This is a genomic window from Pseudomonas mediterranea CFBP 5447, from assembly GCF_000774145.1.
Lineage (GTDB): Bacteria > Pseudomonadota > Gammaproteobacteria > Pseudomonadales > Pseudomonadaceae > Aquipseudomonas > Aquipseudomonas mediterranea.
Genome location: NZ_KN322966.1, coordinates 199,571 through 224,073, shown reverse-complemented (window position 1 = coordinate 224,073; position 24,503 = coordinate 199,571). Strand labels below are relative to the sequence as shown.

25 protein-coding genes are annotated in these 24,503 nt (G+C 59.7%); 10 read left to right on the top strand and 15 right to left on the bottom strand.

The features are described from left to right. Nucleotides 1-144: 144 nt before the first annotated feature. The 3 genes from N005_RS02890 (at nt 145) to N005_RS02880 (ending at nt 3,660) form a co-directional block, all read left to right on the top strand. Nucleotides 145-885, top strand: a complete 741-nt coding sequence (locus N005_RS02890) for a phosphoadenylyl-sulfate reductase (RefSeq protein ID WP_047699223.1) — start codon at nt 145-147, stop codon at nt 883-885. Nucleotides 886-1,340: 455 nt separating this feature from the next. Next, entirely contained in the window at nt 1,341-2,870 is a 1,530-nt protein-coding gene (locus tag N005_RS02885) for an NCS1 family nucleobase:cation symporter-1 (protein WP_047699221.1), read from the top strand. A 61-nt stretch (nt 2,871-2,931) separates the two neighbouring features. Further along, nucleotides 2,932-3,660: an aspartate/glutamate racemase family protein gene (locus tag N005_RS02880; RefSeq protein ID WP_041021375.1), complete on the top strand. Its 729-nt coding sequence runs from the start codon at nt 2,932-2,934 to the stop codon at nt 3,658-3,660. 144 nt (nt 3,661-3,804) lie between these two features. Here the strand turns inward: N005_RS02880 and N005_RS02875 are convergent, their stop codons facing one another. Next, entirely contained in the window at nt 3,805-4,728 is a 924-nt protein-coding gene (locus tag N005_RS02875) for a LysR family transcriptional regulator (protein WP_047699220.1), read from the bottom strand. 125 nt (nt 4,729-4,853) lie between these two features. Here N005_RS02875 and N005_RS02870 point away from each other — a divergent pair, with 125 nt between their 5' ends. Further along, entirely contained in the window at nt 4,854-5,600 is a 747-nt protein-coding gene (locus tag N005_RS02870; protein ID WP_047699218.1) for a 3-oxoacyl-ACP reductase family protein, read from the top strand. Nucleotides 5,601-5,669: 69 nt separating this feature from the next. On the opposite strand, the gene N005_RS02865 is transcribed toward N005_RS02870, so the two are convergent. From N005_RS02865 to N005_RS02840, 5 genes are all read right to left on the bottom strand, one after another. Then, nucleotides 5,670-6,365, bottom strand: coding sequence for an HAD-IA family hydrolase (locus tag N005_RS02865; RefSeq protein WP_041021378.1), 696 nt, complete (start codon nt 6,363-6,365; stop codon nt 5,670-5,672). 231 nt (nt 6,366-6,596) lie between these two features. After that, on the bottom strand, nt 6,597-6,944 hold the full coding sequence (locus tag N005_RS02860; RefSeq protein ID WP_047699216.1) for a hypothetical protein: 348 nt from the start codon (nt 6,942-6,944) through the stop codon (nt 6,597-6,599). Nucleotides 6,945-7,030: 86 nt separating this feature from the next. Then, on the bottom strand, nt 7,031-7,330 hold the full coding sequence (locus tag N005_RS02855; protein ID WP_047699214.1) for a hypothetical protein: 300 nt from the start codon (nt 7,328-7,330) through the stop codon (nt 7,031-7,033). 287 nt (nt 7,331-7,617) lie between these two features. Beyond that, nucleotides 7,618-8,025 carry a glycine zipper domain-containing protein gene (locus N005_RS02850; protein WP_047699212.1) on the bottom strand — a complete coding sequence of 136 codons (408 nt, stop codon included), beginning with the start codon at nt 8,023-8,025 and terminating at the stop codon, nt 7,618-7,620. Between the two features lie 681 nt (nt 8,026-8,706). After that, the gene (locus N005_RS02840; RefSeq protein ID WP_047699210.1) at nt 8,707-10,896 is read right to left on the bottom strand and encodes a GAF domain-containing hybrid sensor histidine kinase/response regulator; all 2,190 of its coding nucleotides are present in this window, start codon (nt 10,894-10,896) and stop codon (nt 8,707-8,709) included. Between the two features lie 548 nt (nt 10,897-11,444). Here N005_RS02840 and N005_RS02835 point away from each other — a divergent pair. Further along, nucleotides 11,445-11,723, top strand: coding sequence for a hypothetical protein (locus N005_RS02835; RefSeq protein WP_047699208.1), 279 nt, complete (start codon nt 11,445-11,447; stop codon nt 11,721-11,723). Nucleotides 11,724-11,780: 57 nt separating this feature from the next. On the opposite strand, the gene N005_RS02830 is transcribed toward N005_RS02835, so the two are convergent. Further along, nucleotides 11,781-11,969, bottom strand: a complete 189-nt coding sequence (locus tag N005_RS02830) for a hypothetical protein (RefSeq protein WP_041024573.1) — start codon at nt 11,967-11,969, stop codon at nt 11,781-11,783. Between the two features lie 144 nt (nt 11,970-12,113). Continuing rightward, the gene (locus N005_RS02825; RefSeq protein WP_047699206.1) at nt 12,114-13,142 is read right to left on the bottom strand and encodes a sterol desaturase family protein; all 1,029 of its coding nucleotides are present in this window, start codon (nt 13,140-13,142) and stop codon (nt 12,114-12,116) included. Nucleotides 13,143-13,289: 147 nt separating this feature from the next. Here N005_RS02825 and N005_RS02820 point away from each other — a divergent pair, with 147 nt between their 5' ends. Both N005_RS02820 and N005_RS02815 read left to right on the top strand, forming a co-directional pair. Beyond that, nucleotides 13,290-14,201, top strand: a complete 912-nt coding sequence (locus N005_RS02820; RefSeq protein WP_047699204.1) for a DMT family transporter — start codon at nt 13,290-13,292, stop codon at nt 14,199-14,201. Nucleotides 14,202-14,371: 170 nt separating this feature from the next. Beyond that, entirely contained in the window at nt 14,372-15,190 is an 819-nt protein-coding gene (locus tag N005_RS02815) for a DUF1206 domain-containing protein (protein WP_047699202.1), read from the top strand. Between the two features lie 10 nt (nt 15,191-15,200). On the opposite strand, the gene N005_RS02810 is transcribed toward N005_RS02815, so the two are convergent. Further along, on the bottom strand, nt 15,201-15,527 hold the full coding sequence (locus N005_RS02810) for an AzlD domain-containing protein (protein WP_047699200.1): 327 nt from the start codon (nt 15,525-15,527) through the stop codon (nt 15,201-15,203). Next, nucleotides 15,524-16,255 (bottom strand): AzlC family ABC transporter permease, encoded by a 732-nt coding sequence (locus N005_RS02805; protein ID WP_047699199.1) that lies wholly within the window; start codon nt 16,253-16,255, stop codon nt 15,524-15,526. The genes N005_RS02810 and N005_RS02805 overlap by 4 nt, the downstream gene beginning before the upstream one ends. A 116-nt stretch (nt 16,256-16,371) precedes the next feature. Between N005_RS02805 and N005_RS02800 the strand changes: the two genes are divergently transcribed. Further along, complete coding sequence (locus N005_RS02800) at nt 16,372-17,328, top strand: LysR family transcriptional regulator (protein ID WP_047699197.1); 957 nt, start codon at nt 16,372-16,374, stop codon at nt 17,326-17,328. A gap of 199 nt (nt 17,329-17,527) precedes the next feature. On the opposite strand, the gene N005_RS02795 is transcribed toward N005_RS02800, so the two are convergent. The 4 genes from N005_RS02795 to N005_RS02780 all read right to left on the bottom strand — a co-directional run bounded on the left by N005_RS02795 (nt 17,528) and on the right by N005_RS02780 (nt 21,453). Beyond that, nucleotides 17,528-18,484 carry a 2-hydroxyacid dehydrogenase gene (locus N005_RS02795; RefSeq protein WP_047699195.1) on the bottom strand — a complete coding sequence of 319 codons (957 nt, stop codon included), beginning with the start codon at nt 18,482-18,484 and terminating at the stop codon, nt 17,528-17,530. A 31-nt stretch (nt 18,485-18,515) separates the two neighbouring features. Then, complete coding sequence (locus N005_RS02790; RefSeq protein WP_047699193.1) at nt 18,516-19,274, bottom strand: SDR family oxidoreductase; 759 nt, start codon at nt 19,272-19,274, stop codon at nt 18,516-18,518. A gap of 42 nt (nt 19,275-19,316) precedes the next feature. Then, nucleotides 19,317-20,009 carry a fumarylacetoacetate hydrolase family protein gene (locus N005_RS02785; protein WP_047699191.1) on the bottom strand — a complete coding sequence of 231 codons (693 nt, stop codon included), beginning with the start codon at nt 20,007-20,009 and terminating at the stop codon, nt 19,317-19,319. A gap of 91 nt (nt 20,010-20,100) precedes the next feature. After that, nucleotides 20,101-21,453 (bottom strand): MFS transporter, encoded by a 1,353-nt coding sequence (locus N005_RS02780; RefSeq protein WP_047699190.1) that lies wholly within the window; start codon nt 21,451-21,453, stop codon nt 20,101-20,103. 404 nt (nt 21,454-21,857) lie between these two features. Between N005_RS02780 and N005_RS02775 the strand changes: the two genes are divergently transcribed. Together N005_RS02775 and N005_RS02770 are read left to right on the top strand one after the other, a co-directional pair. Next, complete coding sequence (locus N005_RS02775) at nt 21,858-22,790, top strand: helix-turn-helix transcriptional regulator (RefSeq protein ID WP_047699188.1); 933 nt, start codon at nt 21,858-21,860, stop codon at nt 22,788-22,790. Between the two features lie 112 nt (nt 22,791-22,902). Continuing rightward, complete coding sequence (locus tag N005_RS02770) at nt 22,903-24,129, top strand: hypothetical protein (protein ID WP_047699186.1); 1,227 nt, start codon at nt 22,903-22,905, stop codon at nt 24,127-24,129. A gap of 70 nt (nt 24,130-24,199) precedes the next feature. Here N005_RS02770 and N005_RS02765 read toward each other — a convergent pair whose 3' ends face one another. Beyond that, nucleotides 24,200-24,427: a hypothetical protein gene (locus N005_RS02765; RefSeq protein WP_047699184.1), complete on the bottom strand. Its 228-nt coding sequence runs from the start codon at nt 24,425-24,427 to the stop codon at nt 24,200-24,202. Nucleotides 24,428-24,503 lie beyond the last annotated feature (76 nt).

Sequence of the window (24,503 nt, the reverse complement as noted above, 5' to 3'; positions counted from 1 at the left end):
ATTTTCTGATGTTTATCGGTTGAGTGAACAAAAGGCCTGCCGACTCTAGCCGCAACGCACAGGAACGCGCCAGCCCCGGCCGGTTTTGTTACCATCAGCGTCCTATAGAGCGCGCAGCGCCACCGACCTGTAGGAAACCGCCTGATGAGCCCATCGTTTGACGTCGTGGAACTCGCCACGACCTATGCCAACAAGTCTCCACAAGACATCCTCAAGCTGGCCTTCGCCGAATTCGGCGATGACCTGTGGATATCTTTCAGCGGCGCCGAGGATGTGGTGCTGGTGGACATGGCCTGGAAGCTGAACAAGAACGTCAAGGTGTTCAGCCTCGACACCGGTCGCCTGCATCCGGAAACCTATCGGTTCATCGATCAGGTCCGCGAGCACTACAAGATCGACATCGAACTGATCTCACCGGACCCTACGAAACTGGAGCCCTTTGTGAAGGAAAAGGGTCTGTTCAGTTTCTACAAGGACGGTCATGGCGAGTGCTGCGGCATCCGCAAGATCGAGCCGCTGCGCCGCAAGCTGTCCGACGTTCGCGCCTGGGCCACCGGCCAGCGCCGCGACCAGAGCCCAGGCACTCGCAGCCAGGTGGCCGTGCTGGAAATCGACACGGCGTTCTCCACGCCGGAACGTACCCTGTACAAATTCAACCCGCTGTCGCAGATGACCAGCGAGGAAGTCTGGGGCTACATCCGCATGCTGGAGCTGCCCTACAACAGCCTGCATGAGCGCGGCTTCATCAGCATCGGCTGCGAGCCCTGCACCCGTCCGGTATTGCCGAACCAGCACGAACGCGAAGGCCGCTGGTGGTGGGAAGAAGCCACGCAGAAGGAATGCGGCCTGCACGCCGGCAACATCATCAGCAAATCCAAGACCTGATACGTAGTCGAGTTTTCTGTACACAAAAATGTCACTTCAGGTGGCATTTTTTGTGTGCACTTCTTCAGGCAATGCACCGAAAAGTTACACCGCTGCGTTTCTCTCGCGGCCTATCGCGTCTCTGTTTCCAATCTTCAGAAAATAAATACCTGTTCAAACGGTCAATTTATAAGTGCCAAATTTCATAGACTTATAAAAAGTTGATAACTATTCGAAATCAAGGTTGCTTCTGTTAGATCTTTGCCTGGCACAAATCTGGCTTGAGACGACAAGTGTTTTGTATACAAACCAAATAAAACATACACACACTTTAGATCCGCAAGCCTGAAGCGCCCTATCCCGTACAGGCTGCAGATGCCCCATCACCAATGATGCTTGCCGCGCCGCGACGAAGATTGCCGAGCCCCGCGCTCATGCACAGTCATCGCTGCGCCGAGAATCAGGAGCCTGCCGGAATGCGTACAAGTCTCTCCAACAATATCGCGCTGGATCTACCCTCACCCACCACTGCTTTCGATGATCAAAGCACCGCCATCCTGGCCTTGAGCCCGAGGCTGCACAACAAGGACCTGGCACCGACCAAGGCCGAAGGCCGACGCTGGGGTCGTTACAGCATCTTTGCCCTGTGGACCAACGACGTACACAACATCGCCAACTACTCCTTCGCCATCGGCCTCTATGCACTGGGCCTGGGTGGCTGGCAGATCCTCCTGTCCCTGGGCATCGGCGCGGCCCTGGTATACGGTTTCATGAACCTGTCCGGCTACATGGGCCAGAAGACCGGGGTGCCGTTCCCGGTGATCAGCCGGATCAGCTTCGGCATCCACGGTGCGCAGATTCCCGCATTGATCAGGGCCGTCATCGCCATCGCCTGGTTTGGTATCCAGACCTACCTCGCATCGGTGGTTTTCCGAGTGTTGTTGACGGCGATTCATCCAGGCTTCGCCGACTACGACCACAACTCGATCCTTGGCCTGTCGAGCCTGGGCTGGGTGTGTTTCGTGGCGATCTGGTTCGTGCAACTGCTGATCCTGGCCTACGGCATGGAAACGGTGCGCCGTTACGAAGGCTTCGCCGGGCCGGTGATTCTGGTGACCGTCGCGGCTCTGGCCGGATGGATGTACACCCAGGCCGACGCAACCATTGCCTGGTCGATCCGCGAACCGCTGACGGGCGGTGAGATGTGGCGCAATATCTTCGCCGGCGGTGCGCTATGGCTGGCGATCTACGGCACGCTGGTGCTCAACTTCTGTGACTTCGCCCGCTCTTCGCCGTGCCGTCGGACCATCATCGTCGGCAACTTCTGGGGGCTGCCGGTGAATATCCTGGTGTTTGCCGCCATCACCGTCCTGCTGTGCGGTGCGCAGTTCCAGATCAACGGACAGATCATCGAGAGCCCGACCCAGGTCATCGCCTCGATCCCTAACACCTTTTTCCTGGTGCTCGGCTGCCTGGCGTTCCTGATCGTCACCGTGGCGGTGAACATCATGGCCAACTTCGTCGCCCCGGCCTTCGTGCTCAGCAACCTGGCGCCCAAGTACCTGAACTTCCGCCGCGCCGGGTTGATCAGCGCCGCCATCGCCGTGCTGATCCTGCCATGGAACCTCTATAACAGCCCGCTGGTGATCGTGTACTTCCTTTCCGGCCTCGGTGCCCTGCTCGGCCCGCTGTACGGCGTGATCATGGTCGACTACTGGCTGCTGCGAAAAGGCCGCATCAACGTGCCGCAGTTGTACAGCGAGGACCCGAACGGTGCGTACTTCTACAACAACGGGGTCAACCTGCGGGCCGTGGCGGCATTCATTCCGGCGGCGTTGATCGCGATCGTCCTGGCGCTGGTGCCGGGCTTCGACAGCGTTTCACCGTTCTCCTGGCTGATCGGCGCCTCGATTGCCGGCCTGCTGTACCTGATCATCGCCAAGCGCCAGGCGTATTACGAGGACGTCAGCGGTGAATCCATCGCTGTGGATAACGTCAGCCATTGATCGTTCAAGGCGGCCCGCCGATCCGGGCCGCCGTTTTTTTCTGCGTTAAAGGAAACTGCTCATGCGAATTCTCGTGGTCAACGTCAACACCACCGAATCCATCACCGAGGCCATCGCCCGGCAAGCCCAGGCCGTGGCCGCACCCGGCACCGAAATCGTCGGGCTCACACCGCATTTCGGTGCCGACTCCGTTGAAGGCAATTTCGAAAGTTACCTGGCCGCCATCGCCGTGATGGATCGGGTGATGTCCTACGACCAACCGTTCGACGCGGTGATCCAGGCCGGCTACGGCGAACATGGCCGCGAAGGTCTGCAGGAGCTGCTCGATGTCCCGGTGGTGGACATCACCGACGCCGGCGCCAGCACCGCCATGTTCCTAGGCCATGCCTATTCGGTGGTCACCACCCTGGACCGCACCGTGCCGCTGATCGAAGACCGTCTCAAGCTGTCTGGCCTGTACGACCGCTGCGCCTCGGTGCGGGCCAGTGGCCTGGCGGTGCTGGAGCTGGAGGAAGACCCGCAGCGGGCGGTCGAGGCCATCGTCCGCCAGGCCGAACTGGCAGTCAGCCAGGACAAGGCCGAAGTCATCTGCCTGGGCTGTGGCGGCATGGCCGGGCTCGATGAACAGATCCGCCAACGCACCGGGGTGCCGGTGGTCGATGGGGTGACGGCGGCGGTGACCATTGCCGAATCGTTGGTGCGGTTGGGGCTGTCGACTTCGAAGGTGCGCACCTATGCGACGCCTCGGCCGAAGACCATCATTGGTTGGCCGGGGCGGTTTGGGCGGTGAGTTCACGGCTGTAGACCGCGTCGGTCCTATCGCGAGCAGGCTCGCTCCCACAGGATTGTGGTGTTAGAAAATCTTCTGATCACCGCAAATCCATTGTGGGAGCGAGCCTGCTCGCGATGGGAGCAACGCGGTCCCAAGCCAGACTCAAACCGCACTGAACCGCTCCCCCAACCCCTGCGCGGCGAACTGCTCGATGACGAAGTCCACAAACGCCCGGGTCTTGCCCGGCAGCAGTTTGTGCTCGGCGTAATAAATGGAGATGTTGCCGTCGTCGACGTACCAGTCCGGCAGGACCCGTTGCAACGCCCCGCTCTGCAGATAGGGCACGGCGAACGGCATGCTCACCAGGGCAATCCCCAGCCCTTGGCTTGCGGTGGCGCAGGCAGCTTCCGAATCACTCATGGTCATGCGTGCTTTCAGTGTCAACGGGCTGTGTTGCCGGGTGCGGCTGGTCAGTTGCCACGAACGGATGCGACCGGTTTGCGGTGAACGGATCAAGATGCCCTGATGCTGCGCCAGGTCCTCCGGCTCGACCACCGGAGCCTGTTGCTGCAAATAGGACGGCGCTGCGACCAACACCCTGTGAGCCACCGTCAACTTGCGTGCCACCACGCCCTGGGGCAGCTCGAACCCACCGCCAATGGCCGCATCGAAGCCCTGGCCGATCAAGTCGATCTGGCGGTTATCGAAATGCCAGTCCGGATTGATCGCCGGATACCGCCGCAGAAACTCTCCCAGCAATGGCACCACATACAATCGACCGAACGCAGTGCCCATGCTCACCTTCAGCGTACCTGCCGGTTGCCCACCGGCGCTGGCAAGGTTGGCGACCGCGTTCTGGATGGTATTGAGGCTGCTGCTCACCTCCCCCAGGAACAATTGGCCGGCTTCAGTCAGTGTCAGGCTACGAGTGCTACGCTGGAACAGCCGTACCCCCAGACGCGCCTCAAGCTTGGCGACGCTTTTACCCACCGCCGCCGGGGTCACGCTCAGGCGCCGTGCGGCTTCGGCAAAGCTGCCGACTTCGGCGCTACGCACAAAGCATTCGATACTGCTGAAAGTCTCCATTGGCGCCACTCTAAACTTTTGGTTGATACAGACTGTAGCAAAGACCGTCTACACAAGCTGGCGCCGCATCCTGATACTCACCCCATCGCCGCGGCATCTCGCCCCGGTACATTTTGGAGAACATCATGAGCACTCAAACACTGAACGGTAAGGTCGCCTTGATCCAGGGCGGTTCCCGCGGTATTGGCGCCGCCATCGTCAAGCGTCTGGCCGCAGAAGGCGCAGCCGTAGCCTTCACCTACGTCAGCTCAGCCGCCAAGGCTGAAGAACTGCAGAACAGCATCACGGCAGCGGGCGGCAAGGCCCTGGCGATCAAGGCCGACAGCGCCGACGCCGACGCCATCCGCCATGCCGTCGAAGCGACTGCCGAGGCCTTCGGCGGGCTGGACATCCTGGTCAACAATGCCGGCGTGCTGGCGATGGCACCGCTGGACGAGTTCAAGCTCGAGGACTTCGACCAGACCCTGGCCATCAACGTACGCAGCGTGTTCATCGCCACCCAGGCTGCCGCACGCCACATGACCGAAGGCGGTCGGGTGATCAACATCGGCAGCACCAACGCCGATCGCGTGCCCTTTGCCGGCGCAGCCCCTTACGCCATGAGCAAAGCCGCATTGGTGGGCCTGACCAAAGGCCTGGCCCGTGACCTTGGCTCGCGGGGCATCACGGTCAACAACGTACAACCAGGCCCGGTCGACACCGACATGAACCCGGCGGACAGCGATTTCGCCTCCAGCCTGATGTCACTGATGGCTATCGGGCGCTACGGCAAGGCGGACGAAATCGCCGGCTTCGTCGCCTACCTGGCGGGGCCGGAAGCGGCCTATATCACCGGGGCCAGCCTGACCATCGACGGTGGTTTCGGCGCCTGATCCGGGTATGAAAAAACGCCGGTCATGGCTTCAACCATGACCGGCGCTTCGTTGTGTCGCAGCGGGTCTTCAGGCTCGCTCCAGCTCCGGCAGGCCACAAAGCCCTGGCTGGAACATCTTCAGCGAACGGATGATCCCGTCGGCGTGAGCATATTTTTCGTCGGCCATGGCCGGATCCGGGATGGCGATGGCCGTCATGCCTGCCGCCTTCGCGGCGGTGACGCCAAACGGTGAATCCTCGAACACCAGGCAATCACGAGGATCGACGCCCAGGCGACGAGCCGCGACCAGGAAGATATCCGGTGCCGGTTTTGCCGCGCCCACTTCCGGATCGTCCGCCGTGACGATGAAGTCGAACAGCGCGAACCAGTCCCGGTGCAGGGTGGTTTTCAAAGCAAAGGTATGCCGTGATGAGCTGGTGCCCACCGCGATGGGCACGCCACTGGCCTTGAGGTGACGCACCAGTTCCTCGGCCCCCGGCATCGCCAGGGCATGGGGGAAACGCTCGCGCATCAACGGCTCGCGGATCACCAGGAACTCCTCCGGGGTGATCGGCAGCTCCAGCGCCTGGACCACATAGCGGGCCAGATCCCCGGCACCCCGACCGATGATGTTCTGCTTGACGCTCCAGTCGAACGTGCGCCCATAGCGCTCGGCGATGATGGACGTAACCTCGGTGTAGATGCCCTCGGTGTCCAGCAACAGCCCATCCATGTCGAAAATCACGGCTTTGATCGGGCCAAACTCTTTCAGCGGTGCATTCATCGCATCTGATCCGTTATCAAACAACATTCCAGGGGGATGGCTCAGGCGCGACCGGAGCAACGTGTTTACCTTAAAGGATTCAGCAGAATAGCGAGGGGGGACTGGAAGAGGCAACGGGAAATCTGCGTTCTGTGGATAAGCCCCGGGGCGAGCGCTGCGCACTCGAACGCGAGCCAGCTCGCTCGCCACGGGGAGCCTTCGGATCAGGTGGAAACCTGTCCTGGCTGTGGGCTATTGACTCGAACCGCCCGAGCTGCCGCCACTACTGCTGCTACCAGCACCGGTTCCGCTGCTGGAGGAATCGCCGCCCATGGTGCTGCTACCGCTGGTAGAGCCGCTACCGGTGCCGGGGCTGGTGCTGCTGCCATTGGCGTCGCCGCCATTACCGCCGCTCACGGAACCGGGAGGCAGGGCGTTGCCGTTGGCGTCGGAAGTGCGGCCGGCATCCATTTGGGTCGAGGGTGGCATGCCGCCTTTATCCACTGGCGCATTGTCTCCCGAAGATTGGGCGACAGCCACGACTGAACTGACTGAAAGAATGCCGGCGAGGGTCAAGGCCGTCTTGGTTGACTTCATCATGGTGAGTCTCCTTTTCGAAGTACCTACCTGATGTGGCAACTGGGGCGTGCAGATGGTGCCAGGAAATCGACAGGCGGCTCGGGCCGTCAGCTCGGCTTGCCGGAAGCATCATCACCGGCGATATCCGGGTCATCCGGGCTCGCCTCGACATCATCGTCCTCGCTGGGCACCGACTCCGCATCGGTCTCATCATCCGGCGGGCGTTGGTCGCGGTCCAGGGAATTGGTTGGCGAGGGCAAGGGGTATTCCGGGGTTTCGTCCTCGGTCTCGATCAAGGGAACCAGGGCATCATCCATCAGCGAACCGGGGTCTTCATTGCCCGGATCATTGACGGAAGGTAGACCCGACGGTCTTTTTTCTTCCTTGCCTTCGATTTCCGGCGTCATGGCACACCTCGCATTGCAAATGGATGTATCAATTCGAGGCGGAGGGACAGTAAACGTTCCGATAAATACTGGGGGAAGAAAAAACCCGGCGCCCGGGCCTCACGCTGTTCACTCTGGGGAGTCAGAGTTCCGTGGCGAGGGAGCTTGCTCCCGCTGGGCTGCACAGCAGCCCTTCTTTGTGAGCGCTTCGCACTCAAGCGGGAGCAAGCTCCCTCGTCACAGGTTCATCGTTTTTCTTAAGTGAGCAGCAGGAGGCACAGGGCCGGGCTTTTCAGTCAAACATCGACTCAACGATGCTTTCTTTTATGCTTGTGCTTCTTGCCGGAATGCCCGTCGTTGTCGTTGGACAGGTTGCTGCCCAACGCACCACCCGCCGCGCCGCCGATGCCCGCGCCGATGGTCGAACCGGTGGAGCCGCCCAGGCGATTACCGACAATCGAACCGCCGGCCGAACCCAGGCCGCCGCCAATGGCGGCTTCCGTGCGGCTGCCCTTGCGAGCCCCCACCGCACTGCCAGCCGCGCCGCCGACACCGGCACCAATCGCAGCGCCCGTGCTGCCGCCCATCTGCTGGCCGACCACATTACCCAATACACCGCCAAGGCCACCGCCGATTGCAGCAGTACCATCGCCAGCCGCCATCGCACCTTGGGCAACCACCAGCCCAAGCACCAGGGTGGACAAACTCAAACGCATGATAAAAACCTCAAGAATGCCGCATCGGGAAAGATGGCCGGTGCGCGCGGGCGCGAGTTTACGCCAAACGGCATCAACCATGCTGCTTGGACAACGAGCGTAAGGGGAGTTTTATGACAGGCAAAAAAAAGCCCGCTGGGGAAACGGGCAGGTACTGCTTTCTAACGGATGAGTTCAGCCTACGTCCCCGAGTGTGAAAGAAACGTGAAAGAAATCGCTCGTAGGAAAAAGAGTAGAAATATCTACACCAATGACAGGAATAGTCTGAAGCGAGGGAACACGCCCCCCTGCCACAGGCTCATTCCATTGAATGAGTTCAGTGGCGGGGGTGCGTTTGAGTTATTTGCTGGCAGGTACCCTGGGCAAGAACTTGGCTTTTTCCCCTCGCTGTACCTTCGCAACCTTGGTCCGGATGGACTTGATCGGCTCGTCGCCAAAGTCCGATCGATATGCCGACTGACCACACTGCAACCCTTCATTGATCGGATATGCAGCTGTGCTTTCCTCGCTGTACGGTGCTCCCATCGCCATTCCCCTTTCATCGAGATCGATACCGGCATCAACCGATTACCTGAACAATATCGATCTTCCCGGCTTTTAGACTAGCCGGTCATCAACAGACCGCACGACCATGATGGCACCGACCGACGAATGGAACCCACTGTTTCAAAAGGGAAACACTCAATCGGCAGCGCGCATCGTCCGGCTTAGAATCCGCGAAACCTGGTCAGCCGAGTAAGGTTTGGACAAGAACTCAAAACCCTCATGACCGCTATGGGCCAGTTCCTCGCTGTAGCCCGACGTGAGGACCACCGGCAGATCCTTGCGGCGTCGGCGCAGCTCCCGGGCCAGGGCGATGCCGCTGATGCCGGGCATGACCACATCGGAAAATATCGCATCGAATGCAGCAGCGTCCGGGCCGGCCATCTCCAGCGCTTCCTCGGCGTTGGTCGCCCAGGCGGTTTCGTACCCCAGGTCCTGCAGGATCTGGTTGGCGAAGCGCCCCACCTCCAGGTTGTCTTCCACAATCAACACCCGGCGCCTGCCCTTTTCCAGGATCAGGTGCGTGGTTTCTTCCCGGGCGGGTTCATGCAGTTCTTCGGCTTCGACTTCCGGGAGGTACAAGGTAAACACAGTGCCCTCCCCGACAACGGTCGAAACATCGACATTGCCACCGGACTGCTTGGCAAAGCCGAACACCTGGGACAACCCCAATCCCGTGCCCTTGCCCACCTCCTTGGTGGTGAAGAAGGGTTCGAAAATGTGTTCGAGGTCTTTCGAGGCAATGCCCGTCCCCGTATCCGCCAGGGCTACGGCGACAAAGGGCCGACCGGCGCCCCCATGACCACGAATCGGCGGCATGCCCTCACCGCATTTGAGCCGAAGCCACAACGTGCCCTGGCCACTCATGGCATCCCGGGCATTCAAGGCCATGTTGATCAGGGCCGTTTCAAACTGACTCAGGTCCGCACGGATGTAACAGGGTCGGTCACACAACTCGACCTTGACCTGCATCCGCGCCCCGGTAATGGTTTCCAGCATGTCCCCCAGGTTCTGCACCTGCTTGCCGACATCGATGACTTCCGGTTTCAACGGCTGACGTCGGGCAAAGGCCAGTAACTGGCTGGTCAGCTTGGCGGCACGGTCTACTGTCTCGGAAACTGCCGTCATGTAGCGCTGGCGGCGCTCGTTGGACAGGTCGGGCATGCGCAGGAAGTCGACGGAAGAACGGATGATCGTCAGCAGGTTGTTGAAATCATGGGCAACACCACCGGTGAGCTGGCCGATGGCCTCGAGCTTTTGCGACTGACGCAACGCGGCCTCTGTCTGTTTCAGGCGAGTGCTGCGCTCCTCGACCCGCTGCTCAAGTGTTGCATTCAACTCGGCCAGGGCCGCCAGGCCCTCACGCACCGCGACGTCCGCACGGGCGCGCTCGATATGGGCCCAGGATCGCTCGGTGACTTCCTTGAGCAGTGCCAGATCGTAGGAAGACCAGCATCTGGGCGTCTTGTCATGGATCGCCATCAACGCCGTCAACCGTCCACCCTTGATCAGCGGAACGCAAATAGTCGCCGCGATGCCAAGGGACTGGAACGTCGCCGCCTCCTCTGGCGCCAGCTCCGCCAGGTTGTCGTTGACCACCAATGCCTTGCCGGCCCTGAGGTTGGTGACCGCCAGTCGACCGAAATCGGCCAACCGGTAATGCCCGACAATACTGGGCGAGCCCGCCCTGGCCCAGTCGCCGCGAATCGTGAAACCGTCTTCGTCCTCATCCATGTCGGCATATGCGCAATTGGACAGGTTCAGGTGCGCCGCCAGGATTCGCGTAGTGGCCGCCATGATGTCCTGCGGATCGGTGACATTCGCCACCGCGGTACCGATGGCATCCAATACAGCCAGGCGCTGGTTCATGAACACCGTCGAGGTGGTCTCGGTGACGGTATCCAGCATCCCCACGACCTTGCCGAACTGGTCACGGATGGGGCTGTAGCAGAACGTGAAATAGGCTTGCTCGGGGCCGTCGCCACGCTCGATGACGAGGGGGAAATTCTCGATATACGTCGCCTGTCCGTCGAAGGCCGCCTGCACGATCGGCCCGATCTCGCTCCAGGCTTCCCGCCAGACCTCATCGAACCGCCGTCCCAGTGCATCGGGTTTATTACCGAGAATGGGCACGAAAGCATCGTTGTACAGCATGATCAGATCCGGCCCCCACACAATGGCCTGGGGGAAATGGGAGGCGAGACTGAGCGCCACGGTGGTCTTCAATACATCGGGCCACTGCGCCGGCAACCCAAGGGGCGTGCTCGCCCAATCATGGCGCCGCACCCGTTCGGCCATTTCCCCATAGCTTTGCAGCCAGTCTGTCATTGCGTTAGATCCTTCTGCCGCCCATTCAATCGAGGTACGAAGCGCTCCGGCTTCAGACCGGTGCGTATTATCCCGCCGAGTGTGGGAATGTGCGACGGATTCTGAAGGATGGAGCGTATTAAATCGTGGGAGGGTGGGAGAGATGGCCGATTGGCCTACGGTGACGTCCTACATACCTTGGGAAAATCGGGTTGGCGCATCGTGAACAGCCGACAAGAAACTTCGCACAAGCTATCGCAATCTCCTACATAACATTGGGAATCGTCTGCCTAATCAACCCCTTGTGTCATTTTTGCCGTGGCGACTATAGTTTTGGCGTCGTCCAGATGGCGACCGGGTTTGGCGACCCGATTGACACAAGTGCAACGGTGCTTTCTGCTGTGGCAGCAGCACCCTTGTGCTCACAGAACTGTCTTTATGGCAGCTGTGCGCGGGAGGCCTTCGGGTCTGCCGGCTCCTTGTGTCTCCGGTTCGCCAACCTGCGTACAGCTGTCACCCTTCGTTTGGCGACGAAGCGTGACAGTTCATTCATGACACAAGGAATTGATATGAACCGCTACATAAGCCTTACCAGCAACGCCGACGACCAACCCTTATACGTCGACACCACCGCCCCGCTCCACGTACTCCTTGACGCAGCAGGCTACCGAATCCGCGTCGTCACCCAGTTCCTGGAAAATATCGCGATGCGTGACGAACGCCCTGTCGATCCCTCGACACTCCAGGACCTGGCGCAGCTTTGCTGCATAACCTTGCGCGATGGCTGTGATGTGATGGATGTGATTGCGCGACGCCTGGATGCAGCACCTGCCGGGTTCGCTCTGTAAGGCGTGGACATGCTGGAAACCGAGGCCCCCGACTCAACTCGAATCAGGGGCTTTCATTTATAACCAGCCAAACCCCTTGGCCATCATCCCGGCCAGTCCCAGTGAGGCCACGATCAAGGCCGCGAACAGAACCCTGAAGTCCAGCCTGGTTTCGGTGCGATGTTCCCGCAGGTCCACGCCCATTCCGTTCAGTTCATGCCGGATATATTCGACATGGGTCTCAAGCTTCACGACACGCGATTCCATTCCCAACCTCCCAAGGATGCGACCTCATTTCAAGGCCTTAAACGTTGAGATTGCACGATAACTCTTCTTGGCTTTGGACGTTTCTGTATGGAAGGTAGGAGGTTTCTTGTTTTCTTGTATCCGCTAACGCTGCAACGACAGGCGCTATGAATACGGCGTCTGGGTCTTGATTCCTCGCAAGCGTTTCCCCGGCAACTTCCCGGCAATGTCGACAAAGGGCGTGACGATCAGGCTGTACACCGTCAGGTATCGCTGGTGATCGTGTTCCCCGGTGCCAAAGCGCAGAGGTTCGGGCCGGGCGCTGGTGACATAGAGCGTGCCGAACATCCAGTCCCAGAGCGACAGGTTCGTGCCGAAGTTACGGTTGAAGTGACGTGGCGCATCGCTGTGGTGGATCTGGTGCTGGGCGGGACTGTTCAGCAGGTGTTCGAGCACAGGGCCGAATGACAGCCAGACGTGGGTATGGCGCAGATTGGCCGCCAGGCTATTGAAGATGAGCACCACGTAGGTCACACCGAACAGCCTATAGTGGCTGATCTCCCCGCCGGCCAGGTACCAGAAAATACCGACGTAGAGGCCAAGGCAGGCGGTAATGCTCAGGGTTCCGACAATCCTCTCCACAAAATGAATCCGGCTCGCCGTCGCCGGTACCAGCACCGGTGCTGAATGATGGACCTTGTGAAAAGCCCACAGCCAGCGCGAGTGAAACGCCCGGTGCACCCAGTAGTGAGCGAAGTCTTTCACCAGGAACACCCCCAGCCCATAGAGCAAAACCAGGGATAATCCGTCCTCCGGACGCGGCCGTGCGCCCCAGAGGTTGTTGAAGAATGCCAGGTAGTCTCCGGATCGCAGGATGTACGGATCGACCAGATGAACGATGGGCAATACCAGTGCGAGCTTGAGGAGCTTGCGCAGTAGGTAGTAGCGGCAATCCAGCCACGCAGAGCGATGAAAATACACCCGACTGCCACCGATGAACTGCCAGAACGAATGAGCGTCGGTCAACCCGCGCTGCTTTCTGAAGCGGAACAGGCCATAGGCCACGCCATAGGAAACACAGAGGAACAGAACCCCGAGGCGGCCATTGAAGTTGAAGATGCTGTAGAACTGTTCGGTGATGGGGGTGATGACCCACTCGATCAGTTGCTGGTAGATCAGGGAAAACACATCCACGAAAGGCCGGCCTCTGCTGAAGAGAGGCCATTGTAGATCAGTCGATCAGGGGATAGCGTTCCAGAACCGACGAGGTTGTTCGGGCCTCGATGCATCGATACGCTGACTGACAGGGGCTGGGGGCAGGATTGGTCAAGGAAGCGAAACATGGGTAGCGTCGCGGCAAAACATGATCAGGTTTATCAAGGTATCGCGCTCATCGTCGGTGCGGTCCTGCTGCTGTCGCTGGCCGATGCATCGGTGAAATATTTCAGCAATCGATTGGCGTTGTGGCAGTTGTTCCTGCTGGTGTCCTGCCTGACGGTGCCACTGCTGGGTGGCTGGATGCTGCTTGGGCTCAGATCCGGGCAGCTGCAGGTCACCTCGGTGGGCTGGGTAGCGGCCAGGAGTATCTCGCTGTTGCTGATGTGGGTGGCCTACTACTCAGCCCTGCCGCTCATTCCGCTGTCCGTGGCAGCCGTAGCCATCTACACCACGCCGTTGTTCATTGCGCTTTTCTCGACTTTTTATGCTGGAGAGAAGCTCTCCCTTCTTGGTTGGATCGCCATCGGGACAGGTTTTGCGGGCGTCGCCCTGGTGCTGCGGCCTGGCGCGGATGCCTTCAACCTTGCCGCCCTACTGCCCGTCATTGGCGCCGTGTTCTATGCGATCGCCATGGTGATGACGCGCCGTCACTGTCGCAACGAACATCCTTTGGTGTTGGCACTGGGCCTGAACGTGGCATTCCTGATTGCAGCCAGCCTCGGCGGCATCGCCTCTTTTTTCGATAACGGAACACTCGCCGAGCAGGCCCCTTTCCTGCTGTCGGCCTGGCAACCACTCGGCTGGCAAGGGCTGGTCTTTGTCTGCGGCTATGCCATCGCCCTGATTGCAATCAATACCGCGACGGCAAGGGCCTATCAAATAGCACCGGCCGCGCTGATCGGCACGTTTGACTACGCCTACCTGGTCTTTGCCTGCTTCTGGGGGTATTGGCTGTTTGACGAAGTGCCGGACGGGCTGACCTGGGGTGGAATGTCGCTGATCCTGGGTGCGGGGTTATTGGTGTTGCGCCGATGACCGTCGAACTGTTTCCTTGATAGACGGCTGAACCGCCAGGCGCCGCCACGGGCTCCCGCAGCCATTCTCCCAGGCCACCGCTACGCTGCCTTTCACTTCGATCGAACGCCTCCCACCTCGACGGGGTCTTCTCCTTATCACGTCTCTTATCACGTCTCCGGAATCAGACCATGTCCGCACAAAAGGGCCTTGTTGTACTCGCTCGGGGCGGTTACGCCGCCCGGGGCATTATCTACTTGATCATCGGCATTTTCGCTTTGCTGGCGGCTCAGGATTCGAGCAAACCCAAGGACAGCCACAAAAGCCTGGAGGCGTTGCTGAGCCAGCCATTCGGGCACGTATTGGTCGGACTGGTGGTAGCGGGCCTGCTCGCCTTCGCCGGCTGGCGTATCCTGCAAGCGACGCAAGACGTGGACCATCATGGCAAAGACTTGAAAGGCCTGGTGATACGTGCAGGTCTGTTAGCGGGAGGCGCCGTCAACGGTGCGCTGGCCTTTTTCGCGTTGGGCCTGCTTATCAGCGGCCTTAGAAGCTCCAGCGGCTCAGGCGGTGGACAAACCCGGGACCTGCTGGCCCATCTGCTGTCTTGGGAGCACTCCAATCTATTGATCTATCTGGTTGCACTGGTCCCGCTGGGCACAGGCCTCGCTCATATCATCAAAGGCTGGAAGGCTTCGTTCGAAAAGTACTTCGAAGCGGACGAAGACGTGATGCGCTACGTCCGTCCGGTGTCGCGATTCGGTCTTATCGCCCGTGGCGTGGTCTTCATCGAAATCGCCTTCCTGCTGATGATCAGTGGTTCGAGCTATCGGGCCATGGATCCACCAGGGATGAGGGAAGCGCTCGATGCCCTTCAGAACCTGCCCGCCGGCGGTATTGTTCTGATGCTGATGGCCCTGGGATTGATCGCTTTCTCGGTCTACAGCTTTGCCGAAGCGTTCTGGCGCCGGATAAACATGGAGGTGCCTGGCGTTGCCACTGCCCAGTAGACCCGCACAGTCAAGGCCAGATGAACTTCACGCCCCACAACGCCAGCATCCCCACTACCAACGTCAACAGGGTACTGCGCCAGCGCCAGGCCACCCACGCCGCCACAATCGCTGCCGGTACCTGAGGGTTCTCCAACACGGACGCTCCTTGCCCGTTGGGATAGATCACTGCTGGCAGTACCAGGGAGGCCAAGACGCTCGCCGGCACGTACATCAAGGCCCGCCGCATCAGCGGTGGAATCCGCCAGCGGCCATAGAGTTCGATGAACGACAGCCGGATGGCGAAGGTGCCCAGACCGGCCGCCAGGAACAGGCCCCACAAGGAAAGATCACTCACGATGGCTCTCCTTCGATGCCATCGGCGGTGGCCCGGTTTGAACGCATACTTTCAATCAGCAACCCTGCCAGGACCCCACCGATGGAGGCGGTGATCAACCCCAGGTTGTAGGGCAGCTTGACCGCCAGTACGGCAAGCAATCCGCCGACCGCTGCAGCGCCCCAGCTTGCACCGCTCCGCAGGCCGGGAATGAGCAATGCCAGGAAGGACAGTGGTATGGCAAAACTCAAGGACCAGGTATCAGGGATGCTCGCGCCCAGGTACACCCCGGCCAGCACCGAGAGTTGCCACGCCAGCCACATGCCCACCGCCGTACCGGCATAGTAATGATGGGCGAACGCTCCCAATTCGCCCGACGAGAACTTCAGGCTGCACAGCGCATAAGCCTGGTCCGACAGCAGGTAGGCCATCGGCCAGGTCCAGCGACGGGGCAAGTGGTGCAGGTGCGGGGCCAGGGAAGCGCTGTACATGATGAATCGCAGGTTGATGACCAGGGCCGTGGCCACAATCGCCACCGGCAGGACGCCGTTGTGTAACAACTGGAGTGCAACCATCTGGGCGGAGCCGGAATAGAACAGCAACGTCATGCCCATGCTCATGCCGGGCGACAAGCCCATTTCAATAGCCATGACCCCGGTTACCAGCCCGAATGGGACGACACCCGGCGTCAATGGAAGGAGCGCACGAACACCTTGCATGAAGGCTTCTTTTCCACTTTGGCAGGGCATTTGTTTTCCTTGTTCGTTGTGCTCGCGCCAGGCTCTGGGCAGTGAGGTAGAGTGTAGGCGTCGACCATCGCTGGGCTGAATCAACTTTTTTTCCGGGTAAACAGGTAGTTTTTGTTATGGCACGAAACGACCAGCCTGATCAGGCGCTGATGAAAATGCCCTCGTTCAAGGCCATGAGGTCCTTTGTCGCAGCAGCCAGGTATCGCAACTTTACCCGGGCGGCCGAGGCGTTATGCGTCACTCAGGCGGCGATCAGCCGCCAGATTCGCGATCTGGAAACGTACCTGGGCACGGAGTTGCTTATTCGTACGGGAAGAGAACTCAAGCTGACGCCCTCGGGAACAGCCCTCTTCGACGCCGCGCAGTTGTCGCTGCTCAACATCTTCCAGGCCACGGAAAGAATCCGCCGGAAAAAAAGCGACAAGCACATTCTCACCCTGTGCTGTACTCCCGCCATGTCGACGCTTTGGCTATCCCACAAGCTGAAGAACTTCTTCAGTGCCAACCCCGACATCGACCTGAATGTCATCACCACCCAGCACTTCCTGACCATGGAGCCGGGCATCAATCCGGATATCTTCATCGCCAAAAGCAGCGATCATTACCCCGGCTACCTGCGTCAGGCGTTGTTTCATGAAGTCATCTATCCGGTGTGCACACCACGCTATCTGGAGATGCATCCCGAATTGCAAACATTGGAAGGCCTGCGTAACAGCACCCTGCTGGACCTGAACCCTTACGGTCGCTCGCAACAGTCGGAGCAGGTCGACTGGAATGTATGGTTCGCCTACCAGTCCCACGACTTGCAACCGCCGGTCTCGGACAGCTCCCATTACTTCAGCAGCAACGACTACAGCCTCCTCCTGCAAATGGCCCTGGACGATCAAGGCGTCGCGCTGGGCTGGGACCATCTGGTCGGACATTTCGTGCAACAAGGCCGCCTGGTCAGGCCGGTCGTGGAAGAATTGTCGCTCAGGGAATCGGTTCAGTACCTGATGATCAATGAGGACAAGAAAGACGATCCGGCTTGTGCGCGCTTGAAAGGCTGGTTGGTCGATCAATTTCAGTCATGAATGGGGGGCCGTGATCCTACGCCTCTGAAACTGATCCACCGCTATCGCGAGCAGGCCCCCCCCTCGCGAGCAGGCCCGCTCCCGCAGGCTCGCTCCCACATTGGATCTGCGTGGCGATGACATTTGTGTACAACGCCAAACCTGTGGGAGCGAGCCTGCTCGCGATGACGGCGGCACATTCAACACCTGCGTGACAGCCTCAACCCGTCACACATCCCTGGGGCACTTTCCCGGCAAAACTGTCCACCAGGCTCGCCACCACCATTTCCCCCATTCGCGTGCGGGTCTGCAGGGTTGCGCTGGCGCGATGGGGTTGCAGGACCACCTGCTCGTTGCCAAACAAGGCCTCGGGAACATTCGGCTCATCGACGAACACATCCAGCCCCGCCCCAGCGATGTCGCCGGCGGTCAGTGCCGCCACCAGGTCGGCTTCGTTGACCAGTTTGCCCCTGGCCACATTAATCAGGTAACCGCCCTTGCCCAAGGCGTTCAGTACCTGGGCATCGATGATGGCTTCGGCCTGGTCGGCGGCGGCCGCCAGGATCAAGGCATCACTGGCGCTGGCCAGTTGCTTGAGATCGGCAATGAAAGTGTGAGTCAAATCGCTCATGGGTTGCAGGTCGGTGTAGCTGATCGTGCAGCCGAACGCGGCGAGTCGCGTTGCCACGGCCCGGCCGACACGGCCCATGCCGACGATGCCGATGCGCATGCCGGACACCTGGCGGGCCAGCGGCAAGGGTGCCAACGGCGTCGCGCTATGGGGCCATTGACCCGAGCGCACGTAGCGATCACCGGTGCACAGCCCACGGCACACGCCGATCAACAGGCCGACGGCCAGATCGGCAACGTCTTCGGTCAGTGCACCGATGGTGGCGGTCACGCGGATCCCGCGATCCCGGGCGTAGGCCAGGTCCACTGCATCGGTGCCCACGCCATTGACCGCTACCACTTCGAGATTGGGTAACTGGGCCATGAGCGCCTGGCTGATGCCGGTATGCCCACCGGTGATCACACCGCGAATGTGAGCGCCGTGTTCCTGCAGGTAGGCCGGTTTGTCGGCCTGTTCAAAATAGCGCCTGACCGTAAACAACTCATTGAGCCGGTTGTTGATTTCAGGAATCAGGATCGGGCTGAGCTGCAAGACTTCTGGTTTCATGGGGACCTCGTCAAACGAATAGAAAACCGGCTCAACCGCGACCGGCAAAAGGCATGGCCGTGGCCATGACGGTCATGTTCAGGACATTGGCCGACAGCGGCAGGCCGGCCATGTAGCGCACGGCGTCGGCCACATGCTTGACGTCCACCATCGGCTCTACAGCGATGCTACCGTTGGCCTGGCGCACGCCCTGGGTCATGCGCACCGACATCTCAGTCAGAGCGTTGCCGATGTCGATCTGGCTGCAGGCGATGTTGAATGCCCGACCGTCCAGGGCCAAGGATTTGGTCAGCCCCAGCACTGCGTGTTTGCTGGCGGTGTAGGCGCTGCTGAACGGCCGCGGGGTATGGGCGGAAATCGAACCGTTATTGATAATGCGCCCGCCCTGCGGCTGTTGCCGGCGCATCAGCCCGAAGGCCCCGCGGGCACACAGGAAAACCCCGTTGAGGTTGGTGTCGATCACGTTGCGCCATTGCTCGAACGTCAACTCATCCAACGGTACGGCCGGAGCGTTGACCCCGGCGTTGTTGAACACGACGTCCAGACGTCCGAACGTCACGGTGATGGTCGCAAACAGCGCGTCGACACTCGCCTGATCGCGCACATCGGTGGGCACCGCCAACGCTTCCCGTCCCTCGCTGGCAGCCAGCTCGACCAATGCCTGCAAAGGCTCGGGACGGCGCCCGGCCAATACCAAGGTGTACCCGTCTTCCATCAGGCCCAGGGCCACGGCGCGGCCGATACCGCTGCCGGCGCCGGTGACCAGGGCCACTTTCAATGGGTTGGACATGCTGTCATTTCCTTTCTCGAATCAGTAGGACAAGTGCCGAGCTCAAGGCCGTTGGCCAACCCGCATTTCCAGTTGGCCGATGCCGTCGATGCCGGCGTTGATGATGTCGCCGGGTCGCAGTTCGTCGACGCCGGCCGGGCTGCCGGTCATGATCAGATCCCCAGCCCTGAGCGCCACCGATTGCGAGATCCGGCTGATCATTTCACTGACCGACCAGATCTGGCTGTCGAGGCTGTCGCGCTGGCGCTCCTCGCCGTTCACGTTCAGCCACAAGTCCCCGACGGGGTGACCGGCCTTCGCGACCGGCATGATGGCGGTCATCGGCGCAGCACCGTCGAACACCTTGGCGCCTTCCCAGGGCAAACCGTCGCGTTTGGCCTGACGCTGGACATCACGGCGCGTCAGGTCTAGTCCGGCGGCGTAGCCCCACACATAAGCGAGCGCCTGGCTCTCGGGGATATTCGCGCCGCCCTCGCCGATGGCCACGACCAATTCGATTTCATGGACAAACTCTTCGGTCAGCGACGGAAACGGCACTTCACCGACCGCATCCATCACACAGCTGGCCGGTTTCATGAAGAACACCGGCGGCAGGCGGTTCTGCCCCTGGGCATCAGGCCACGGATAATTGCGACCGACACAAAACACCCGGCCGACGGGAAAACGCTGTGGCGTACCGACAACCGGCAAAGTCACTGGCAGGTCTGGAGTAAAAACATACTCGGTCATGTTCATCCTGATAGAAGTCCTGGTAGAAGCGTCAGCGTACGGCGGCAATCCTTGGCAAAGTTGGATAAAAGCCGCCTCGTCTTGGAGAAAACAGGGTTCAGGCCCGGGTCTTGAGTTCGATGCGATACAACCGCCCCAGCAGAAACGAGTAGGACAAGGTGCCCACCAGCGCCACGCCGCCAATGAACCAGAAGGCCAAGGCAAACGAGCCGGTCTTGTGAACAATCGCGCCGATCACGATGGGGGTGACGATGCCGCCGATGTTCGCGGCCAGGCTGGTGATTCCGCCGGTGAGCCCGATGAGTTCCTTGGGCGCGACCTCCGACACCGCGGCCCAAGAAGACGAAGCAATGCCCTGGGCGAAGAAGGCGATGGTCAGAATGGCAATGCAGATGGCATTCGAGTCGGTGAAGTTCACCAGGACGATGGACATGCCCAGCATCGAGCCCACCACCAGCGGCAACTTGCGGGCAAAGGACAGCGAATAGCCGCGGCGAATCAGCAGGTCGGAAATGATCCCCGCCAGCAGAATACCCACCGTCGCCCCCACGAACGGCAGCACGGCGAAGATCCCGGCTTTGATCATGGTCAGTTGACGCTCTTCGATCAGGTAGGTCGGAAACCAGGTGAGGAAAAAGTACAGCGCCGACGTGCTGGCGAACTTGCCGATGCAGATCGCCCAGACCTGCCGATAGCTGAACAGCTCGGCGATCTGCCGCCAGTTGAAGCGGGTACGCTCCTGGCTGCTCTTGACCAGCCCTCCCCCAGCCTCGATGTACTTCAGCTCTTCCTTGCTGACTTTCTTGCAGTTCATGGGATCGCGGTACAGGTACAGCCAGAGCACACCGAACACAATGCCCAATGCACCGGTGCTGTAGAACACATGCCGCCAGTCGTAGGTGGTCGCCAACCATAGCAGCGCACCGGTAAACAACGCCGTGCCCAGGTACTGGCCGCAGACGTAGATGCTGCTCGCCAGGCCCCGCTCCCGCGCCGGAAACCACACCGTGACCGCCCGGCTATTAGCCGGAAATGCCGGCGCTTCCATCGCACCGACGGCCAGGCGCAGGCCAAACAGCGAAGCGAATCCCGTGGCGAGCCCCTGGCAGACGGTGACCGTCGACCAGCTGATCAACGACACCCCGTAAGTGAACCGCGAACCGAATCGATCGGCGATGAAGCCGGCGGGTACCAATGCAATGGCATAGGTCCAGGCAAAGGCGGAAAAGATCAGGCCCATTTCGATCTTGTCCAGGCCCAGGTCTTTTGCCAGGAAAGGCGCCGCAATCGAGATGTTCACCCGATCGATGTAGTTGATGATCGTCGCAATCAACAGCAACGACAGCATGAACCAACGCCGGCGGGATGGTAGCCGGGCAGACACGGCGGCGTCCACGACGCTGGCCGCCAGCGGCGGCGCGGTGGTCTGGGAGGTGTGGGAATTCGACATGGGTGACCCTTCATTATTGTTAGACGAATCGAAATACGTGCTAGCAGCACGCCTTGATCGGCCATGACAGGCAGCGGCTGCATGGCCGCCAATGTGGTCGTACAACCATGTGAAATCAATTGAGGCGTTAGATCGTTTTTTTCCTGATGAGCCACGGCTGATGAGGCTGTCCAAAAAATACAGCGCTGTAAACTTTGCGAATATTTTCTTTAAATTTAACTAAATAATTGTTTTTAAAGAAAAATATTAGAAGCCTACACATATCATTTTTTGGACAAGTCCCCTCTCCCTTTACGCAGATAAAATTCGGCCCCAAGTGAATGTCATCGTATGACATGTTGAAATTCAGCTGGATACACCCTCACAATTACATTGTCCAAGCCGTTGTCGAGGATCCCCAGGCGATGTCATCATCGAGCCAAGTCCCCACCTACTTCATGCAGCAACGCAGCGAACTGACGGACTTCTACATCCGCGACAAGAAGGGCCGGCGCGCCGAAACCAGCCCCCATCGCCACGAGTATTTCCAGATCCAGATCAACCTGGGCGGCGACACCGTGCAGCACATCGGCCATGTCGAACGGCCGTTCCCACGAAACACCCTGGCGTTCATCCTGCCCCATCGCGTGCACGTCATTCCGCACCCGGTGGAGAGCAATTTCATAGTGATCAACTTCTCCCAGACTTTTCTATTGCCCCATCTGCAGTGCGACCCGATGGACCTGGAAGAAGTCTCGATCCTGCTGGCCCCCGAGTTATCGCCGTTCCGTTTCCAGGAGCATCTGGATTTCATTCTGGGCCAAGAGGATTTCGCCAAAGTCTGTGGACTGATCGAACAGATGCGTGTCCTGGACAGGAACCGCCAGTTCGGCACCCGGGAGATCCTCAAAGGGTTGTTGCTGCAACTGATCGGCAGCGTCTGTGCCTTGTATGCCGAGCCACTCAAGCAGTTGGCTGAAGAGAACGCGGCCGAGATCAGCCGGCGCGATGCACTGGGCAGGATGTCCGAATACCTGCGCAGGAACATTGCCGACCCCGACCTCAACCTGATCAAGGTCGCCGCCGCAACCTACCTGTCGCCGACCTACCTGACCCACTGGCTGCGCAAGGAAATCGGCAAGACGTTCACCGAGCTGGTGCTCGAGCGCAGAATGCACGCGGCGCGCAACTACCTGCTCAATGGCACCCGCCCCGTGGGTGAAGTGGCGCGGTTGTGCGGGTTCGCCGACGAAGCCTATTTTTCACGGCGCTTCCGCCAGATCCATGGCCAGCCACCGGGACAATTCAGAAAGCAGCAGTTGAACCCGGATACACCGCAGTCGGCGTTGAATACGTGATAAGCGAATGTCATCCATGAGACGCGGGAGGCCCTGCCTGCTGCTTTCCCGAGAATGCTGGCAGAGTGCTGGTACCTGAGCTATACATCCCCCACGCCAGAGGGATCTATCGATGAGTACTACTGCACCGGCACATTTGCTGCTTCGAATTTTCACTCGCGTCACCGGACGACCTCGTCTCCTGGTTCTATCCATTGCCCTCGCGCTGGGCACAGCGCCCGATCAATCGACAGCCTATGACATGAACCCCATCGACGTAGATTGCTGGGGGTTGTCGGCACTCTGCTCGGTAACGGACCTGACGGCTGAAATGAAACAACCGGTGCACGAAACCATGACGCTGCTTGCTTATGACTATTACCTCAAGCCCGAAGAAGCGCAGGGAGGAAAAGCCAATTCATCGGCAGAAGATCTCAGGAAAAGTGGAGTTTTTCGGGATCTCGTCCTGGGCAGTGAGTGGAACGATGACCCGGACGCTCTGCTCAGGCAAAACGTCGTGCGAGCGAAGCAATGGTATGCCTTGTTCAAGGACGCCCAGAACCAATCGAAGTGCGCATATGACGGCACGTTGCCGTTGTGCAAGGACGTCAAGATCACAGACACCCCGATGATGCTGTACAGGAGTCATTTCGGCGATTTTCAGTTCCTTCACGCCATGGCATCAACCCCGTCGGAAACCGCGCTGGAAACCAAAGCCAAAATGATGGAATGGGCCAGGTTCGTGTATACCCTCTCGATTTCCGGCAACAATCTCAGCAAGGAAACCATCGACGGCCCGACCATATCATCGTTCTCCAATATAGCGTCCCTCTTGAAAAGACAGGGTTGGACCGTCGGGGCGCTTTTCGATCCAGTCCCCGGCGGTGAGTGGGTAGGGTCTTTTCGCATTGGTAGCCTGGGCCGCTATGAGCCCTCAGGTGATCCCAGGACGCAAGTCAAATACCCCACTGGTACACAGGCATCCAGCATCAAGCACATCGCACTGGGCTCATTGCTTCATATGATCCAGGACTCCTACTCGGACGCACACGTGGAACGGGAAGGAGGTTGTAACCCGCTGAGCCGGGAGCGTGGCCGGATCGTTTCATTCAGGAACTATGTTTTCCAGATCAGTACCGATCACGCCATTGCCGACGTACATCCCAAGTGGCTCGAACATGGAGATCTTGCCAAACACAATCCGCTTTGGGCCTCGGCAAAAATGATCCAGTACTCATTCAGAAAAGTCCCTTGGGAAGGCGAAGTCGAACAATTCCTGAGCAATGAGGTATTCCCATTGGCCTACCCGGAAAAACTGCCTACGACAGGAGATCCTGAGTGCTATCTGGGAACCGGTTGAATCCGGATGACTTCCCGTAACAAGCTTTCAGCCAACCCCCGGGCACGAGCGTCCCGGCCCTCCCTATGCATCAGCGCAGAATCAACACCGCCGCCACCGCTATCACCAGCACCACGCCGAACACCATGCGTGCAATCCACGGCGCGGTCAGCCAGACCCCGGTCACCCCGGCAATCTGCCCGACGTTTTTCTCCGTCAGGCGGAAACTCGGCTCGCGAAAGGGGTTGCCGCATTGAGGGCAAGCGTATGCCTTGTCGGAAATACGGGAAGAGCATTCGGGACAATCGATCAGGCTCATTGCGCTACCTCAGGTGGGTTGAACTTCGGCCACTCAACAGACCATTCATCAGCTTTTTTGTTCTGAACCAAGCGTA

What these genes read in the sequence shown, in the direction of transcription:
- N005_RS02790 (WP_047699193.1), bottom strand. Translation starts at nt 19,274, where the DNA reads ATGTCCAACCCATTGAAAGTGGCCCTGGTCACCGGCGCCGGCAGCGGT.
- N005_RS02785 (WP_047699191.1), bottom strand. Translation starts at nt 20,009, where the DNA reads ATGAACATGACCGAGTATGTTTTTACTCCAGACCTGCCAGTGACTTTG.
- N005_RS02850 (WP_047699212.1), bottom strand. Translation starts at nt 8,025, where the DNA reads ATGCGTTTGAGTTTGTCCACCCTGGTGCTTGGGCTGGTGGTTGCCCAA.
- N005_RS02885 (WP_047699221.1), top strand. Translation starts at nt 1,341, where the DNA reads ATGCGTACAAGTCTCTCCAACAATATCGCGCTGGATCTACCCTCACCC.
- N005_RS02860 (WP_047699216.1), bottom strand. Translation starts at nt 6,944, where the DNA reads ATGATGAAGTCAACCAAGACGGCCTTGACCCTCGCCGGCATTCTTTCA.
- N005_RS02855 (WP_047699214.1), bottom strand. Translation starts at nt 7,330, where the DNA reads ATGACGCCGGAAATCGAAGGCAAGGAAGAAAAAAGACCGTCGGGTCTA.
- N005_RS02765 (WP_047699184.1), bottom strand. Translation starts at nt 24,427, where the DNA reads ATGAGCCTGATCGATTGTCCCGAATGCTCTTCCCGTATTTCCGACAAG.
- N005_RS02770 (WP_047699186.1), top strand. Translation starts at nt 22,903, where the DNA reads ATGAGTACTACTGCACCGGCACATTTGCTGCTTCGAATTTTCACTCGC.
- N005_RS02865 (WP_041021378.1), bottom strand. Translation starts at nt 6,365, where the DNA reads ATGAATGCACCGCTGAAAGAGTTTGGCCCGATCAAAGCCGTGATTTTC.
- N005_RS02775 (WP_047699188.1), top strand. Translation starts at nt 21,858, where the DNA reads ATGTCATCATCGAGCCAAGTCCCCACCTACTTCATGCAGCAACGCAGC.
- N005_RS02830 (WP_041024573.1), bottom strand. Translation starts at nt 11,969, where the DNA reads ATGGAATCGCGTGTCGTGAAGCTTGAGACCCATGTCGAATATATCCGG.
- N005_RS02820 (WP_047699204.1), top strand. Translation starts at nt 13,290, where the DNA reads ATGGGTAGCGTCGCGGCAAAACATGATCAGGTTTATCAAGGTATCGCG.
- N005_RS02890 (WP_047699223.1), top strand. Translation starts at nt 145, where the DNA reads ATGAGCCCATCGTTTGACGTCGTGGAACTCGCCACGACCTATGCCAAC.
- N005_RS02780 (WP_047699190.1), bottom strand. Translation starts at nt 21,453, where the DNA reads ATGTCGAATTCCCACACCTCCCAGACCACCGCGCCGCCGCTGGCGGCC.
- N005_RS02835 (WP_047699208.1), top strand. Translation starts at nt 11,445, where the DNA reads ATGAACCGCTACATAAGCCTTACCAGCAACGCCGACGACCAACCCTTA.
- N005_RS02815 (WP_047699202.1), top strand. Translation starts at nt 14,372, where the DNA reads ATGTCCGCACAAAAGGGCCTTGTTGTACTCGCTCGGGGCGGTTACGCC.
- N005_RS02800 (WP_047699197.1), top strand. Translation starts at nt 16,372, where the DNA reads ATGGCACGAAACGACCAGCCTGATCAGGCGCTGATGAAAATGCCCTCG.
- N005_RS02870 (WP_047699218.1), top strand. Translation starts at nt 4,854, where the DNA reads ATGAGCACTCAAACACTGAACGGTAAGGTCGCCTTGATCCAGGGCGGT.
- N005_RS02880 (WP_041021375.1), top strand. Translation starts at nt 2,932, where the DNA reads ATGCGAATTCTCGTGGTCAACGTCAACACCACCGAATCCATCACCGAG.
- N005_RS02795 (WP_047699195.1), bottom strand. Translation starts at nt 18,484, where the DNA reads ATGAAACCAGAAGTCTTGCAGCTCAGCCCGATCCTGATTCCTGAAATC.
- N005_RS02805 (WP_047699199.1), bottom strand. Translation starts at nt 16,255, where the DNA reads ATGCCCTGCCAAAGTGGAAAAGAAGCCTTCATGCAAGGTGTTCGTGCG.
- N005_RS02840 (WP_047699210.1), bottom strand. Translation starts at nt 10,896, where the DNA reads ATGACAGACTGGCTGCAAAGCTATGGGGAAATGGCCGAACGGGTGCGG.
- N005_RS02875 (WP_047699220.1), bottom strand. Translation starts at nt 4,728, where the DNA reads ATGGAGACTTTCAGCAGTATCGAATGCTTTGTGCGTAGCGCCGAAGTC.